Genomic DNA, 16,296 nt, shown 5'->3' on the forward strand with positions numbered 1-16,296 from the left:
GCCCCGTTTTTTTAGCCTGGGGATGGGTTATGTACTACGGTTTCGATATGGGCGGCACCAAGATTGAGCTGGGAGTGTTCGACGACAACCTGCGGCGCATTTGGCAAAAGCGGGTGCCGACGCCGCGCGACGATTATCGGCAACTGCTGGCCACGCTGTGCGATCTGACCCTGGAGGCGGATGCGTTTTGCGGCCGGCGCGGCAGCGTCGGCATCGGTATTCCGGGCCTGCCCAACGACGATGACGGCACGCTGTTTACCGCCAACGTGCCGGCGGCGATGGGGCGTCCGCTGCCGCGCGATCTGGCGGCGCTGATCGGGCGCGAGGTGCGGGTCGATAACGACGCCAACTGCTTTGCGCTGTCGGAAGCCTGGGACGACGAGTTCCGCCGCTACCCGACGGTGCTGGGCATCATCCTCGGCACCGGCGTAGGCGGCGGCCTGATCGTCGACGGCAAGACGGTGCCTGGGCGCAACTATATCGCCGGCGAGTTCGGCCATTTGCGCCTGCCGGTGGACGCGCTCGAGGTGCTGGGGCGTGATGTGCCTCGCGTTGCCTGCGGGTGCGGCCATCAGGGTTGCATCGAAAATTACATATCGGGCCGCGGTTTCGAATGGATGTACGCCCATTTCTATGGCCGGCGCTTGCCTGCCACCGAGATCATTGCGCATTATCAGGCGGGTGAGCCGCAGGCGGTGGCCCACGTCGACCGCTTTATGGACGTGCTGGCGATCTGCCTGGGCAACCTGCTGACGGTGCTGGATCCGCATTTGGTGGTGATCGGCGGCGGGTTGTCGAACTTCGACGCCATTTATCAGGCGTTGCCGCAGCGGCTGCCGGCTCACCTGCTGCGGGTGGCCCGGCTACCGCGCATCGAGAAAGCGCGCTATGGCGACGCCGGCGGCGTGCGCGGCGCAGCGTTTCTCAATTTGGCTCGCCCAACGTAATGGGCGTTGCGGCCAGGCGTGAATATATGCAGCCAACAACGCCGCAACGTCCAGTAAGAAGGGTAAACAGGGAAAAGTAAGGAGAGAGTTAATGCACACTCGCCATCGGCTGTGTCAGTTTCGCAAGAGTAAGCATGTGCTGCATCAGCGCTTTCGGTCACGTATTTTTCACCGTGACACCATGGCGGCGGCAGAGCTGAAAAAGCCGTTTGTGGTGGTGTTGACCGGGGCCGGCATTTCGGCCGAGTCGGGCATTCGCACCTTCCGCGCCGCGGATGGGCTGTGGGAAGAGCACCGGGTGGAGGACGTCGCCACGCCGGAAGGTTTCCAGCGCGATCCGGCGCTGGTGCAGGCGTTTTATAACGAACGCCGCCGTCAGCTGCAGACGGAGGAGATCGTCCCGAACGCCGCGCACCGCGCGCTGGCGGATCTGGAAGAGTGGCTGGGGGACAACTTCCTGCTGGTCACGCAAAACATCGATAACCTGCATGAGCGCGCCGGCAGCAAGCGGGTGTTGCATATGCACGGCGAATTGCTGAAGGTGCGCTGCACCCAGTCGGGGCAGGTGTTCGAATGGCCCGGCGATCTCAGCGTCGACGATCGTTGCCATTGCTGCCAGTTCCCGGCGCCGTTGCGGCCGCACGTGGTGTGGTTCGGCGAGATGCCGCTGGGCATGGACGACATCTACCAGGCGCTGAGCAAGGCCGATTTCTTCGTCGCCATCGGCACTTCCGGCCACGTCTATCCGGCGGCCGGGTTCGTGCATGAGGCGCGGCTGGGCGGCGCCTATGCGATGGAGCTGAACCTGGAGCCGAGTCAGGTGGAAAGCCAGTTCGACGAGAAACACTACGGTCTGGCCAGTGAAGTGGTGCCGCGTTTTGTGCACAAGTTTCTGGTGGGCAAGGTGGCGCGGGCCGACAGGCCCTGAGAAAGGCATCAGGGCGCACTGCGCGCCCTGATGGGATGGCGGGGCGTATTAGCGCCCGGCTTTCAACTTTTGGAAGTAGCTTTCGTACAGCGTGCTGGCGTCGCCGACGTCGTTTTGCCACTCGCCGTGCTCAATCACCGTCTTATCCGGGTAGAGAGACGGATCGTTGGCGATCTCCGGCGACAGCAGCTTCTTCGCCGCCAGGTTCGGCGTCGGGTAACCGATGGTCTCCGCCACCTGCACCGCGATTTCCGGCCGCAGCAGGAAGTCGATCAGCTTCAGCGCCCCTTCGACGTTGCGCGCGTTGGCCGGAATGGCCAGGCTGTCCATCCAGAAGATCCCGCCTTCCTTCGGCCAGACGATCTCCAGCGGCGTGCCGGCCTGGCGCGCCACAAAGGCCGAACCGTTCCACACCATGCCGACGTTGACTTCCCCTTCCATAAACGGGTTGCCCGGGTTGTCGGAGTTGAAGGCCAGCACGTTTGGCATCAATTTTTGCAGTTCGTGGTAGGCAGCTTCGATCTCCTTCGGATCGGTGGTGTTACCGGAATAGCCCAGCTTGAGCAGCGCCATTTGGAACACTTCGCGTGCGTCGTCAGTCAACAGCAGGCGGCCCTTGTACTGCGGTTGCCACAGATCGGCCCAGGCGGTAACGGTAGAGGGATCTTGCGCGTCGCTGTTAACGCCGATAGCAGTAGCGCCCCAGATGTAAGGAATGGAATAGTCGTTGTTGGGATCGAACGGCTTGTTCAGCAGGGTGGGATCGAGATCCTTGAAGTGGCTGAGCTTGCTCTTGTCGATTTTTTGCAGCATGCCTTCCTTGCTCATCTTGGCGATGAAGTAAGTGGAAGGCACCACCAGATCGTACGCGCCGTCTTTGTAGGTTTTCAGCTTGGCGTACATGCTTTCGTTGGATTCATAGGTGGAATAGATCACCTTGATGCCGGTTTCCTTGGTGAACTGCTCCAGCAGCCCCGGCGGGACGTATTCAGTCCAGTTATAGAAGTACAGTGTCTTGCCGTCAGAGGCGTTTGCAGAGCAGAAACTCAGCGCCATCATCCCGGCTGCGAGCAGATGTGACCACTTTTTCATGCAGCGTATCCTTCAGCAGTAGTGAGCCGAACCCGTATGGGCTGCCGTTTTCGGCCGCGCCATACCCCAGAAAGGGGCCATTATAGGGGCCGGGGCGGGGTGGGTAAAGGCGGTTATCCCGTTGGCAAATCAAGGGGTTCGGCGGCTTAAAGCGCATCACAATTTGTGTGTCTCGCGCTGGACAGGCGGTGAAGCGCGTGCGAAACAATAATTTTGGCGAATAAACGAGGGCGGCGATGAATTTCAAACAGGTCTTCAGCCAGGCGGAGCTCAGCAAGACGGATCTGACGATTTTGCACTGCATTCTCGACAACCCGGACGCCTGCATCGACGACGGCATCCGCGCGGTGTCCGCACGCTGCTACAGTTCCCCCTCGACGCTGGTGCGGCTGGCTAAAAAGCTGGGCTTTCGCGGCTATCTCGAACTGGTCTATTTCATCAAGTTCAACCTGACGATGGCGCCGGCCTACCAGGCGGCACGCCCTACGTCGGCGGCACCGCCGGCCCAGCAGGCGCAGTTTCTCGATCTGCTCGACAGCGGCAAGATCCTGATCCACGGCAGCGGTTTTTCACAGCTGGTGGCGCAGTATATGTACAACAAGTTTATGACGCTGGGCGTAGACAGTTACCTGTCGCTGTGGCCGGATTTCGACATTCTTGACCGCGAGACGCGCTTTCGCTTCGACATGGTGATCGTGATTTCAAAGTCGGGCAACAGCGGCTCGGCGCTGAGCTGGAGCGAGGCGGTGAAGCGTAATCACATTCTGCTGGCGGCCTTCTGCGGCGACGGCGACAGCCCGCTGGCGCAGCAGGCCGATATGACCTTTCTGTTTGAGGATCGGCAAAAATACGATCACGATATCTACTATCCCAACCCATTTTTCGGCCACTGTCTGTTGGGATTCGAGAATGTGATCACCGCCTGGTTTGAACGACGCGGCCGCTGACGGCCGCATCGCACCGTTTAGCGCCAGTGCCTGGCATACTGACGGTGGGCCAGCAGGTACTCCTCCACCAGCGTTTTCGCCAGCGAGTAGGAGTTGACCAGCGGGTGCACCATCAGCGCCTTGATGGCCAGTTGGCGGTTGCCGGTCAGGATCGCCGCCACCGCCAGCCGTTCGTACTCTTTCACCTGCGAAATCAGGTTTTTCTGGGTGTCGGGAATATCGCGCATTTTGACCGGCTGAATCCCGGCGCTGCTCAATTCGCAGCTGATTTCGATCACGTCTTCCGGGTGCAGAAAATCGAGCGTGTCGCGGTTTTGCATCGATACCACTACGCGTTTTTGCCGGCCGCTGTTGACCGCCTCCAGAATGTCGATCGCCACCCCGGCATAGCCGCCGCTGTCCGGCTGCTCGATAAACTGTTGCAGCGTCAGCATCTCACGTTTTTTCACCTTGCCCTGGTTGGACTCGCGCTGCATGTAGGAGTTTTCGCGCTGCAGATAATGGCTGAAGTAGACAGAGAAGGCGTGTTCCAACTGGTGGGGGATGTCCAGCTCGCCTAACTCTGACAGCATTTGGCGGTTGATCGCCGCGATTTGTTCGCCGCGGGTCTCGCCGCCCGCGACGATGGCGGCGATCGCCTGCTCACGGTAGTAGTAATAGTAGAGATACTCGTTGAGCATCAAATTGTCTGACAGCGCCACCAGCTCCGGCGAGAAGTATTTCATGCAGGTATCGCGATACAGGCGCGGATCCGCCAGCAACCGTTCCGTGACCGGCTCGCCGTTGACGCGCGCATTGCGGAACCAGGAAAGATGGTTGAGGCCGAAGCAGTCGACGCTCAGTTGGTCTTCGCGGCAGTCCAGCAGCTCGGCCAGTTCGCGGATAAACTCGCTGGGGGCGTCGCAGATGCCGTAGACCCGGCGCTGGAAGCCGGATTTGATGATCGCCTCGGTCACCATGCCGGAAGGATTGGTGAAGTTGAACAAGACCGCCGCCGGCGAGGAAAGCTGCTCGATCAGGCGGCAATAGTCGAGGATCGCCGGAATTGAACGCATCGCCATGGCGAAGCCGCCGGCGCCGGTGGTTTCTTGCCCGAGCAACTGGTGATTGAGCGCGATGCGCTCGTCATGGATGCGGCCTTCCTCGCCGCCGATGCGCAGGGTGGTGATGATGTAATCGGCGTCTTGCAGCGCCTGGCGCGGATCGCTGCTGAGGCTGAAAGCAATGTCGCCGCGAATGCGCTGGAATACGCCCTGCGCGAGGGCGCCGTAGATCGCCAGATGGCGCTCATCGGTATCCATAAACACTACTTCGGTAATGCCGATGCGATGGGCGTTATAGGCGATGGATTTGGCGAGGAACGGGGAACGCACGCCGCCGCCGCCGAGAACGGTTAATTTCATTCTATATCTCCCATTAATAAAGCGTTAGAGTGCCGCTAAATATTTCTCTACCTGATTTTTGACCTTGCCGACCGTGACGCCGTAAATCACCTGCACTTCACGGCGATTCTTCACCACGCCTTTGGCGCCGGTACTTTTCAACGCGGCCTCATCCACCCGCGCCATATCCTTTAATTCCACCCGCAGCCGGGTAAAGCAGTTATCGACGGAAATAATGTTTTCCTTGCCACCCAGCGCGCGAATAATGATGCCGCTTGGCTCGTCCGGGGTATTTTTACGGTTCCGGTAATCCTGTTTGGAATAGAGTTTGACGTCCTGATCATCTTCACGGCCCGGCGTCTTCAGATTGAGCTTCAGCACCAGCGTTTTGAACACCAGGTAATACACCGCAAACTGCACCAGCCCGATGACCACATACAGCGGCCAGCGGGTGAGGGAGACCGGCAGCGGCAGGTTGTAGGCCAGGAACTCGACCAGCCCGCTGGCGCCCCAGGGGCGCACTTGGAACAGGTTGCAGGCTACCTGCGAGAGCGCGGTCAACACGGCGTGGATCACCCACAGAAGCGGAGAGATAAACAGGAAGGTGAACTCTATCGGCTCGGTGATGCCGACCAGGATCGAGGTGGTGATGGCCGGGATCAGAATCGCCTTGGCCAGCATTTTCTTTTCCGGTTTGGCGGTGTGATAGAAAGCCAATGCCGCGCCCGACAGGCCGAAGATGGTCACCATCCCTTGCTGCGAGAAACGCAGCGCCTCGTTCATCAGCGGCGAGATGCTTGGGTCGCGCATGTAGGCCAGGAAAATCGCCTGCGAGCCGGAGACGGTCTGGCCGTCTTGTACGATCGAACCGCCGATACTGGTGAGCTGGAACGGCGACCAGATAAAGTGGTGCAGCCCGGTGGGGATCAGAAATTTCTCGAAGAAGCCGTAGACGAATACCCCGAGCGAGCCGGCGCTTTTCATAAAGCCGGTAAGCGCGATCAGGCCCTGTGAGATAGCCGGCCACAGGTAGCTGAAGGCGACGGCGTACAGCATGATGATCGGCGTCATGGCAATCAGCACCAGCTTGGCGCCGCCGTAGACCGAGAACACGCCGTTGAGTTCGACGTTGCACAGGCGGTTATGCACCCAGGCAATCGTGACGCCGAGGATAAGACCGAGGAAAATGCCCATATCTACCACGGTAAATCCCAGCAGTTCCGTTTGCCCGGTGCCGTAATACTCACCGTTGATCTTGGCCGCGACGTGGCCGCTGAATTGCAGATAAGACGAATTGGCGCCGAGGAACATGATAAAGCACATCACCGCGACCAGCGCCGCTTCGCTTTTCTTGTCTTTGGCCAGGCCGTAGGTAATACCGATACAGAAAATCAGCCCGAGATTGCCGAATAACGGCCAGAAGGTATCGCCGATCATTTTACCGATAGAGAAGACGGCGGAATGTTCATTGATTAATGTGGCATTGGTAAGAATAGAACTGAGCGCCAGAATCAGACCGATTACCGGCAGGAAAAATATCGGCCCCATCATGGCTTTGGAGAAAAGCTGCAGCTTGTTTAAGATATTATCGATAATACCTTTCATGGCAGTTCCTTTTTATATTTTAATGGATGACGACGTTGCTGAATAAACTCCCTGAAAGCGAGAAAAATAAGGCACCTTGCCTGGATTCAGTTATAGGGGGAAGTTTTCGCCGCTGCAATCGGCGGGGCGGAAATAGGCACCGATGGTCACTGAGTGACAACCGGTGCCGGTTGTGAAGGGGATCACAACCGGGCGCGGCAGCGCCCGGCGGGAAGGATTATTCTGCCTTGGGCGAGCGATCGCGCATCACCCACTGGCTGGCGATCACCAGCGTCAGCGACAGCAGCAGCAAAATGGTGGCCAGCGCGTTGACCTCCGGCGAGACGCCGACTTTCACCATCGAGTAGATCTTCAGCGGCAAAATCTCGTAGCTCGGCCCGGTGACAAAGGAGGAGACGACCACGTCGTCCATCGACAGGGTAAAGCTCAGCAGCCAACCTGCCGCCACCGCCGGCATCGCCAGCGGCAGGATGATTTTGCGCAGGATGGTGAACTCGCTTGCGCCGAGATCGCGCGCGGCTTCCAGCATCTTCACGTCGAAGCCTTTCAGGCGCGCGTAGACGGTCACTACCACGAACGGCAGGCAGAAGGTGATGTGCGAGAACAGCAGCGACCAGAAGCCGAGCGAAATGCCCAGCAGCATGAACAGCACCAGCAGCGAGATGGCCATTACGATGTCCGGTGACATCATCACCACGAACAGCATGCCGCCGACGAACGGCTTGCCGCGGAAGCGGTAGCGGTACAGCGCCACCGCGGTCAGCGAGCCGATCAGGGTGGCGAAGGTAGCGGAAAGCACCGCCATGGTCAGCGAGTGCCCCGCGGCCTGCAGCAGGCTGTCGTTATTCAGCAGCGTGGCGTACCACTTGGTGGTGAATCCTTGCCAGTTGATGCCAAAGCGCGAAGCGTTGAAGGAGTTGACGATCAGGATGACGATCGGGATATACAGATAGGCGTATACCAGCGTCATAAAGCCGCCGCGTAGCAGACGTCCGATCATGCCAGATCCTCCTTCTTGTTCAGCAGGCGGGCGGCCCGGTAATAGACCAGCAGCAACAGCCCCATCACCAGCGTCAGGCAGATGCTGGTGGCCGCGCCGAACGGCCAGTCGCGGATATTGAGGAACTGGCTTTTAATCACGTTGCCGATCAATAGATTCTTGGCGCCGCCCATCAGATCGGCGACGAAGAACAGCCCCATCGCCGGCAGCACCACCAGCAGGCAGCCGGCGATAATGCCCGGCATGGTCAGCGGCACGATGATGCGGATAAAGGTCTGCAGCTTGCTGGCGCCGAGATCGCGCGCCGCCTCCAGGCAGGATTTATCGAGCTTTTCGATGCTGGAGTAGAGCGGCATCACCATAAACGGCAGCAGAATATACACCAGGCCGAGGATCACCGCTTCCGAGGTGTACATGATGCGCAGCGGCTTGTCGATGACGCCGATCCACAGCAGCGCGTCGTTGAGATAGCCGCGGGTGCTGAGAAACAGCTTCAGGCCGTAGATGCGGATCAGCGAGTTGGTCCAGAAGGGCACGATCAGCAGAAACAGCAGCAGCGGCCGCACCTTCTGCGGCAAGCGCGCCAGGATAAAGGCGAACGGATAGCCGATCACCAGGCAGCACAGGGTGGCGATCAGCGCCATGTTCAGCGAGTGCAGCAGCACCTGGGCGTACAACGGGTCGAACAAGCGCCGGTAGTTATCCAGCGTGAACACCATCTGCACCAGATTGGCGTCGTCGCGGGTCAGGAAGCTGGTGCCGATGATCATCAGGTTCGGCATGAACACGAACAACAGCAGCCAGGCGACGACGCCGACGATCACCACATTCTGGAAGACTTTACGCGATTTCTTCATCGGCCAGCACCACCTCCCAGCTTTCGACCCAGGTCACCGCCATCTTCTGGTTGAGCGAGTGATCGACGTCCGGATCGTCTTCGTTGAAGAACTCGCTGACCATCACCGTTTTGCCGTTCTCCAGCTCGACCACCGACTCCAGCGTCATGCCTTTGTAGTTGCGCTCACGCACGTAACCGATCAGCCCGTAGTGCTGCGCGCTGTCGTTCACTTCTTCCACCCGCAGATCTTCCGGGCGCAGCAGCACCTTCAGCTTTTGGCCCGGCTCCACCGGCAGATCGGCATAGATGTCGCACTCGCGGCCTTCGACGTTGGCGCGCACCCGCTGTGGATCGAGGCGCTCCAAAACCACCGCGTCGAAGATGTTAATCTCGCCGATGAAGCTGGCGACGAACAGATTCTTCGGCTCTTCGTAGATCTCACGCGGCGTGCCGTCCTGCTCGATGCGGCCTTCGCGCATCACCACGATGCGGTCCGACATGGTCAGCGCTTCTTCCTGATCGTGGGTGACGAACACGAAGGTGATGCCCAGCTTGCGCTGCAGCGCCTTCAGCTCGTTCTGCATCTGCTTGCGCAGCTTGTAGTCCAGCGCCGACAGCGATTCGTCCAGCAGCAGCACCTTCGGCTTGTTGACCACCGCGCGGGCGATGGCCACGCGCTGCTGTTGGCCGCCGGAGAGCTGGCCCGGCCGGCGCTTGGCGAACGTATCCAGCTGCACCATGCGCAGCGCCTCTTCGACGCGCGGCGTCAGTTCCGCCGCCGGCACCTTTTGCATGCGCAGGCCGAAGGCAACGTTGTCGAACACCGACATGTGCGGAAACAGAGCGTAGCTCTGAAACACGGTGTTGACGTGGCGATGTTCGGCCGCAATGGCGGTGATGTCCTGGCCGTCGAGCGCGATGCGGCCCCGATCGGCGTCTTCCAGACCGGCGATCAGGCGCAGCACCGTGGTTTTGCCACAGCCGGAGGGGCCAAGAATGGTGAGGAATTCGCCGTGATTAATCGTCAGATCCAGATCGGCAATGATGGTTTTGCCATCGAACGCTTTGCTCAGGGCATGCAGTTCAACAAGGGGAGTCGGAGAGGATGTCTCAGTCATTTATCGTATTACTCTATCCCGTGGGCTAATGCAGATAGAACCGCAACTGGAAAAGACTGCCGGAGCTTGCGGGATGCCCGCTGATCAAATGAAGCTCAAACCAGTTACGCCAATGGAAATTTTTCGAGCGCGCATGATAGACGCTGAATGCCGGAATTGAAAGCCGATCCGGCCCAGATGCCGCGTTTTTCATCATGATAGCGACAAATGACCCTGTGATGACAGCATTATTCCTCTCAGAAATCATCACAAAGATTAATGATATTGGCGAATTATGGTTAAAAATGACCTGACGCAATATTTGATCCTGATCGGTTCAGCATAATGAAACGCGATATTCTGAGGGGCCGCTACCATGGACAAATTACTTGACCGCTTTTTCAACTACGTCTCTTTCGACACCCAGTCCAAAGCGAACGTAAAGCATGTGCCGAGCACCGACGGGCAGTTGAAGCTGGCGCGTGCGTTGCAGCAGGAAATGATCGCGCTCGGCTTCGAGCGGGTGTCGCTCAGCGAACACGGCTGCGTGATGGGCACCTGGCCGGGTAACGTCGCCTGGCCGGTGCCGGCGGTCGGTTTTATCGCCCATCTGGATACTTCGCCGGATTTCAGCGGCAAACACGTCAATCCGCAGATCGTCGAGAACTATCGCGGCGGCGACATTGCGCTCGGCATCGGTGATGAAGTGCTGTCGCCGGTGATGTTCCCGATCCTGCACCAGATGCTGGGGCAGACGCTGATCACCACCGATGGCAAAACGCTGCTGGGCGCCGACGACAAGGCCGGCATCGCCGAGATCCTCACCGCCATGGTGCGCCTGCGCGCGCGCAAAATCCCGCACGGCGACATCCGTGTGGCCTTCACCCCGGACGAGGAGGTGGGCAAAGGGGCGCAGCTGTTCGACGTGGCGGCCTTCAATGCCGAATGGGCTTATACCGTGGACGGCGGCGGCGTCGGCGAGTTGGAGTGCGAGAACTTCAACGCCGCCTCGGTGACGATCAAAATCCTCGGTAACAGCGTGCACCCCGGCAGCGCCAAGGGCGTGATGGTCAACGCGCTGTCGCTGGCGACCCGCATTCATCAGGCACTGCCGGCGGACGAAGCGCCGGAGACCACCGAAGGCTACCAGGGCTTTTATCACCTCAGCAGCATCAAGGGCAGCGTGGAGCGCGCCGAAATGCACTATATCTTGCGCGACTTCGAGCGTGAGGGGTTTGAGGCGCGTAAGCGCAAGATGGTGGACATCGCTCGCGAGGTCGGCAAAGGCCTGCCCCGCGATTGCTATATCGAAGTGAGCATCGAAGACAGCTATTACAACATGCGCGAACAGGTGGCGGAGCACCCGCACGTGATTGCGCTGGCGCAGCAGGCGATGCGCGACTGCGACATCGAACCGGTGATGAAACCGATCCGCGGCGGCACCGACGGCGCGCAGCTGTCGTTTCGCGGCCTGCCGTGCCCGAACCTGTTCACCGGTGGCTACAACTACCACGGCAAGCACGAGTTCGTGACGCTGGAGGGCATGGAGCAAGCGGTGGCGGTGATCATGCGCATCGCGGCGCTGGCCGCCGAGCGGGCGCGGTAAACGGGACGCTTGCGATCGGCATAATCGCTTGCCGCAACAAGGCGTTGCCCATAGTGTGGAGGTACATTCCCCACGCATAAGGACCGCATGATGAGCACCGAATACCGTATCGCCAGCCCGCATTTGACGCAGTTCGTTCAGGCAATTTGGCGCCAGGCCGGCAGTACGGCGCGCGAAGCCGAGCTGGTGGCCGATCATCTGGTGCAGGCCAACCTGGCCGGGCACGATTCGCACGGCGTCGGCATGATCCCCAGCTACATGGCATCGTTGGCGCAGGAGCAATTACAGCTCAATCAACATGCCGAAGTGGTGCGTGACGCCGGCGCGGTGCTGACGCTCGACGGCGCGCGCGGCTTCGGTCAGGTGGTGGCCAGCGAAGCGATGGCGCTGGGCATTGAACGCGCCGGCAAGCTGGGCCTGGCGGCGGTGGCGCTGCACAATGCGCACCATATCGGCCGCATCGGCCATTGGGCGGAACAGTGTGCCCGCGCCGGTTTTATCTCGATTCACTTCGTCAACGTGGTGGGCGATCCGATGGTGGCGCCGTTCGGCGGCAGCGATCGCCGCTTCGGCACCAACCCGTTCTGCGCCATTTTCCCGCGGCCGGGCCGAACGCCGCTGCTGTTGGATTTCGCCACCAGCGGCATCGCCTTCGGCAAGACCCGGGTGGCCTATAACAAAGGGCTGTCGGTGGCGCCGGGCTATCTGATCGACGAACACGGGCAACCCACCACCGAACCGAAGGTGATGCACGAAGCGCCGTTCGGGTCACTGTTGCCGTTCGGCTTGCACAAAGGCTATGCGCTGGCGGCGATGTGCGAGATCCTCGGCGGCGCGCTCTCCGGCGGCCGCACCACCCACGACGCTACGCTGAAAGCCGACAGCGACGCCATCTTCAACTGCATGACGACCCTGATCCTCGATCCTCAGGCCTTCGACGCCCCGCAAATGCAGGCCGAGGCCGAAGCGTTTATCGGCTGGGTGAAGGCGTCGCCGCCGAGCGGCGAACAGCCGATCGCGGTGCCGGGAGAATGGGAAGAGGCCAACCGCGCGACGCGGCTGGAGCAGGGCATACCGATAGACGCCAATACCTGGCGGCAGATTTGCGCGGCGGCGGAGCAGGCGGGCATGGCGAATGAAGCGCTGGCCGGCTTTCGCGCGCAGGCGCGGCAGGCATAAAAAAAGCCACCCGATAGGGTGGCTTGTTCGCGTACTCGCAATCAGTCGTTAAAGTACCAATAGCCGCTGTTGACCAGCGCGGTCAGCAGCGCCAGGAATGACGGGTCGTCCACCGCGTCGCCGAGCAGGGCGGCGTCGACGCTGAAGTGCTGGCACAGGGCATCTGCGGCCTGCAGCTGGTCGGTGTCGATCAGTTCGCCGTTGACGAAGCAGCGATCGCCGACCCGCAGCACGCGCAACCCGCCCAGGCGCTGCAGCGCTTCACCCTGTTGCAGCAGTTCGTAGATTTCCCCGGCCTGATACGGTGGCTCCGGCGGCGCCAGATCCAGCTCGTGGCGCGATTGGGAGATAAACTCGCCGAACCAGTGCTGGAAGTGTTCCGGCTGTTGCACCAGATCCAGCATCATCTGCCGTAAGGCGTCCACTTCCTGCGGCAGGATCTCCGCCGGGTGTTCGCGCAGTTTAACGTCCGGATCGCCGTAGCGTTTGCTGCCCAGCTCGCGTGCCAGCACGTAATCGGCGAAGCCGCTCACTAGCTCGCGGCCGTTCGGCGCGCGGAAGCCCACCGAGTAATTGAGCGCGTTTTCCAGCGCGTAGCCTTCATGCGGGAAGCCCGGCGGAATGTAGAGAATGTCGCCCGGCTCCATCTCTTCGTCGATGATGGCGTCGAACGGTTCGACCTGCAGCAGATCCGGGTGCGGGCAGTGCTGTTTCAGCGGCGTTTTTTCCCCGACGCGCCAGCGGCGGCGGCCAGTGCCCTGAATGATGAACACGTCGTACTGATCGAGGTGCGGGCCGACGCCGCCACCCGGCACCGAGAAGGAGATCATCAGGTCATCCATCCGCCAGTCCGGCAACTGGCGGAACGGGCGCATCAGCGCGGCGGAAGGCTCATGCCAGTGGTCCACCGCCTGCACCAGCAGCGACCAGTTGTTTTCGCTCAGGTGATCGAAGCTCTCGAAGGGGCCGTGCGCAACCTGCCAACGGCCGTCCTGGTGGCTGACCAGGCGGCTGTCCACTTCGTTTTCCATCGCCAGCCCGGCCAGCTCATCCGGGGAGATCGGATCGATAAAGTTTTTGAAGCCGCGCTTCAGAATCACCGGACGCTTTTGCCAATAGCGTTGCAAAAAATCGTTCCAGTCCAGATCTAATTGATAATCCATGTTCTATTCCAGGATAGAGGAGTGAGCCTGAGTGCGATTATAACGGAAGTTTGGCCCCGTGGATCGGGGCCGCAGCGGCATAATTTACTCGTTGTGGTGGGTGTCGTGCTGGCGGGCGAAGGTGACCTGCATGCGCGCGCCGCCGAGCGGACTGTCGCTGATGACGATTTCGCCGTCGTATTGCTCGATGATCTCCGCCGCCACCGACAGGCCAAGGCCCTGGCCGGGGCGCAGGGTATCCACCCGCTGGCCGCGCTGGAAGATCAGCTGGCGCTTGCTTTCCGGGATGCCCGGGCCGTCGTCGTCGATGACGATGGTGAGATTTTTCTCTGAGTGCAGCGAGGTGATTTCCACGAACTCCAGGCAGTATTTGCAGGCGTTTTCCAACACGTTGCCCATCACTTCCATAAAGTCGTTCTTCTCGCCCATAAAGGTCACTTCCGGCGAGATATCCAGCGTGATCACCACCCCTTTGCGCTGGTAAACCTTGTTCAGCGCCACCACCAGGCTGTCGAGCAGCGCCGGCACCGAGTGGATCTCGCGCGTCAGCACCGTCTGGCCGGAGTTGATGCTGGCCCGGTGCAGGTAGTAACCGATTTGCTGAGAGATGCGCCCGATCTGATCCAGCATGATCGGCTCGGCTTCTTCGATGGTGGTCTGCTTGCCGCTACGCAGCGAGCGCAGGGTGCTTTGCAGCACCGCCAGCGGCGTTTTCAGGCTGTGGGTCAGATCCGACAGGGTGGTGCGATATTTGGTGTAGCGTTGGCGCTCGTTGCGCACCAGAATGTTCAGATTGCGCACCAGGCCGCGCAGTTCGCTGGGCGGGTTCTCATCCAACTGATCGCGTTCGCCGTTCTCCAGTTCGCCCACCTGATTGACCAGCGCCTTGATCGGCCGTAGGCTCCAGTAGGCCGCCAGCCACAGCAGTGGCACCACCAGCAGCAGGTTGGCCAGCAGCACGTAGCTGAACCACTCCCACACCACGTCTGAGCGCTGCAGCTCCTGCGGAATGCTGTCGACCACCACGATGGTCAACGCCGGCAGCCGCGCCGTGGCGGCATAGGTGTTGACCGCCACCGAGTGCGTCAGCGCGTTCTGATCGGTATCGTCATAATTCTTCAGCTGATCCTGTGCCTTGGGGTTATCCCCCAGCACTTCGCTACTGATGCGGGTATCGGTGTCAATTTCGTAGAAGCCGGACTCTTCCAGCCATTCCTTGTTGATCAGCTTCTCCAGCTCCGGCACTTTGCGCTGGCTCCAGAGCAGGTTGCCCTTATCGTCGTAGATAAAGACCAGCGTCGGGAAGTTGAGATCGATATCGGGGGGGATGGCGATGGTGAGCTTGTTGTCTTTCCACTGCGCCAGGCTGAAGAACAGGTTGCTCTCGCCGCGCAGCAGGCGGAAGGCGGTCTTGTCGAAGCTGACGATGTAGCCGACGACCGCCACCAAACCGTAAGAGAGCGACAGCGCCAGGATCACCCCGGCGGTCGCCATCAGGAAGCGGGCGCGCAGCGAAAACGGTTTTTTATTCTTGTTGAACATCATGTTCACTTCGCGTCAAAACGATAACCCTGGCCACGTACCGTGGTGATCACTTCATGCGGGTATTCCGCCTGCACCTTTTTACGCAAACGTCCCATCAGCACGTCGATGGTGTGGCTTTCGCGCAGTTCGGCGTCCGGGTAGAGCTGCAGCATCAACGAATCCTTGCTCACCACCTTGCCGGCGTTGCGGATCAGGGTCTCGATGATGGTGTATTCAAAAGCGGTCAGCTTGATCTGCCGATCGTTGACGCTCAGTTCGCGGCGCGACAGATCGATCTGGAACGGGGGCAGCACGATCACCTGCGAAGCCAGGCCGCTGTTGCGGCGCATCAGCGCCTGCATGCGGGCGATCACTTCTTCCAGGTGGAACGGCTTGGTGACATAGTCGTCGGCGCCGGCTTCCAGCACCGCCACTTTGTCCTGCCAGCTTTCGCGGGCGGTCAGCACCAGGATCGGCAGTTTGGTCTGGTGCGCGCGCCAACGGCGGATCAGGCTCAGGCCGTCTTCGCCCGGCAGGCCGAGATCGACGATGGCAATATCCGGCGCGTGTTCCTGCAGGAAATAATCGGCTTCCTTGGCGTCTTCGGCCGCGTCGACCTGATGGCCCATCTCGCGCATCTGAACGGAAAGGTGGTGGCGCAGCAAACCATTATCTTCAACAACCAGTACTCGCATGGCGAACTCCTGTGACTGTGCGGGTGAACGTCCTGTCACCCACGCGATAAAAGGGAACACGCTCTGCGGCGTGTCAGGGGATAACGCGGCCACCTGAACCATTTTGACAAAAAGTGCTGAGGCTATGGTAGGTATAACCCGCCCGGCTCGCAAGAGAACCGAAGCAATGTATTAAAATAAGCGTTATCAATTTGTTCGCCGACATTATCGACAAGTTCTGATAAACGTCGGATAAACAGCGACGGGGCAACGTTAAACGCAACTTAAACGCGCCAGGCATTGTCGCGAAAGCA

The 16,296-nt window shown here is 60.2% G+C and carries 15 protein-coding genes; 5 read left to right on the forward strand and 10 right to left on the reverse strand.

The annotated features are described in order from the left end of the window. Positions 1-29: 29 nt before the first annotated feature. Both nagK and cobB read left to right on the forward strand, forming a co-directional pair. Positions 30-947 (forward strand): N-acetylglucosamine kinase, encoded by a 918-nt coding sequence (nagK, locus tag ACJ8J4_RS00865; protein WP_043141509.1) that lies wholly within the window; start codon positions 30-32, stop codon positions 945-947. A 91-nt stretch (positions 948-1,038) separates the two neighbouring features. Next, positions 1,039-1,875 carry a Sir2 family NAD+-dependent deacetylase gene (gene cobB / locus ACJ8J4_RS00870; RefSeq protein ID WP_016928086.1) on the forward strand — a complete coding sequence of 279 codons (837 nt, stop codon included), beginning with the start codon at positions 1,039-1,041 and terminating at the stop codon, positions 1,873-1,875. 48 nt (positions 1,876-1,923) lie between these two features. Here the strand turns inward: cobB and potD are convergent, their stop codons facing one another. Next, positions 1,924-2,967 carry a spermidine/putrescine ABC transporter substrate-binding protein PotD gene (gene potD, locus ACJ8J4_RS00875; RefSeq protein ID WP_049207158.1) on the reverse strand — a complete coding sequence of 348 codons (1,044 nt, stop codon included), beginning with the start codon at positions 2,965-2,967 and terminating at the stop codon, positions 1,924-1,926. Between the two features lie 236 nt (positions 2,968-3,203). Here potD and ACJ8J4_RS00880 point away from each other — a divergent pair, with 236 nt between their 5' ends. Further along, positions 3,204-3,914 carry a MurR/RpiR family transcriptional regulator gene (locus ACJ8J4_RS00880; RefSeq protein ID WP_049295425.1) on the forward strand — a complete coding sequence of 237 codons (711 nt, stop codon included), beginning with the start codon at positions 3,204-3,206 and terminating at the stop codon, positions 3,912-3,914. A 17-nt stretch (positions 3,915-3,931) separates the two neighbouring features. On the opposite strand, the gene ACJ8J4_RS00885 is transcribed toward ACJ8J4_RS00880, so the two are convergent. The 6 genes from ACJ8J4_RS00885 to ACJ8J4_RS00910 form a co-directional block, all read right to left on the reverse strand. Next, entirely contained in the window at positions 3,932-5,317 is a 1,386-nt protein-coding gene (locus ACJ8J4_RS00885) for a family 4 glycosyl hydrolase (RefSeq protein WP_197835510.1), read from the reverse strand. Between the two features lie 24 nt (positions 5,318-5,341). Then, on the reverse strand, positions 5,342-6,901 hold the full coding sequence (locus ACJ8J4_RS00890) for a PTS transporter subunit EIIC (protein ID WP_025302508.1): 1,560 nt from the start codon (positions 6,899-6,901) through the stop codon (positions 5,342-5,344). A gap of 217 nt (positions 6,902-7,118) precedes the next feature. Beyond that, positions 7,119-7,901, reverse strand: a complete 783-nt coding sequence (gene potC, locus ACJ8J4_RS00895) for a spermidine/putrescine ABC transporter permease PotC (protein WP_025302509.1) — start codon at positions 7,899-7,901, stop codon at positions 7,119-7,121. Next, positions 7,898-8,758 (reverse strand): spermidine/putrescine ABC transporter permease PotB, encoded by an 861-nt coding sequence (gene potB, locus ACJ8J4_RS00900; RefSeq protein ID WP_025302510.1) that lies wholly within the window; start codon positions 8,756-8,758, stop codon positions 7,898-7,900. The genes potC and potB overlap by 4 nt, the downstream gene beginning before the upstream one ends. After that, a complete protein-coding gene (gene potA, locus ACJ8J4_RS00905; protein ID WP_197835511.1) occupies positions 8,742-9,857 on the reverse strand; it encodes a spermidine/putrescine ABC transporter ATP-binding protein PotA in 1,116 nt (371 codons plus the stop codon). Before potA ends, potB begins: the two co-directional genes overlap by 17 nt. A 25-nt stretch (positions 9,858-9,882) precedes the next feature. Then, entirely contained in the window at positions 9,883-10,155 is a 273-nt protein-coding gene (locus tag ACJ8J4_RS00910) for a hypothetical protein (protein ID WP_145956978.1), read from the reverse strand. A 57-nt stretch (positions 10,156-10,212) separates the two neighbouring features. On the opposite strand from ACJ8J4_RS00910, the gene pepT reads away from it, so the two are divergent. After that, positions 10,213-11,442: a peptidase T gene (gene pepT / locus ACJ8J4_RS00915; RefSeq protein ID WP_004941154.1), complete on the forward strand. Its 1,230-nt coding sequence runs from the start codon at positions 10,213-10,215 to the stop codon at positions 11,440-11,442. A 90-nt stretch (positions 11,443-11,532) separates the two neighbouring features. Further along, positions 11,533-12,621, forward strand: coding sequence for a malate/lactate/ureidoglycolate dehydrogenase (locus ACJ8J4_RS00920; RefSeq protein WP_197835657.1), 1,089 nt, complete (start codon positions 11,533-11,535; stop codon positions 12,619-12,621). 41 nt (positions 12,622-12,662) lie between these two features. Here the strand turns inward: ACJ8J4_RS00920 and ACJ8J4_RS00925 are convergent, their stop codons facing one another. The 3 genes from ACJ8J4_RS00925 to phoP form a co-directional block, all read right to left on the reverse strand. Then, positions 12,663-13,784: a ribosomal protein uL16 3-hydroxylase gene (locus ACJ8J4_RS00925; RefSeq protein WP_004941161.1), complete on the reverse strand. Its 1,122-nt coding sequence runs from the start codon at positions 13,782-13,784 to the stop codon at positions 12,663-12,665. Positions 13,785-13,868: 84 nt separating this feature from the next. Next, positions 13,869-15,326, reverse strand: a complete 1,458-nt coding sequence (phoQ, locus tag ACJ8J4_RS00930) for a two-component system sensor histidine kinase PhoQ (protein ID WP_025160271.1) — start codon at positions 15,324-15,326, stop codon at positions 13,869-13,871. Positions 15,327-15,331: 5 nt separating this feature from the next. Continuing rightward, entirely contained in the window at positions 15,332-16,003 is a 672-nt protein-coding gene (phoP, locus tag ACJ8J4_RS00935; RefSeq protein WP_025302513.1) for a two-component system response regulator PhoP, read from the reverse strand. Positions 16,004-16,296 lie beyond the last annotated feature (293 nt).

The sequence above is a fragment of the Serratia sp. CY47280 genome (assembly GCF_052168655.1).
GTDB classification, from domain to species: Bacteria; Pseudomonadota; Gammaproteobacteria; order Enterobacterales; family Enterobacteriaceae; genus Serratia; species Serratia bockelmannii.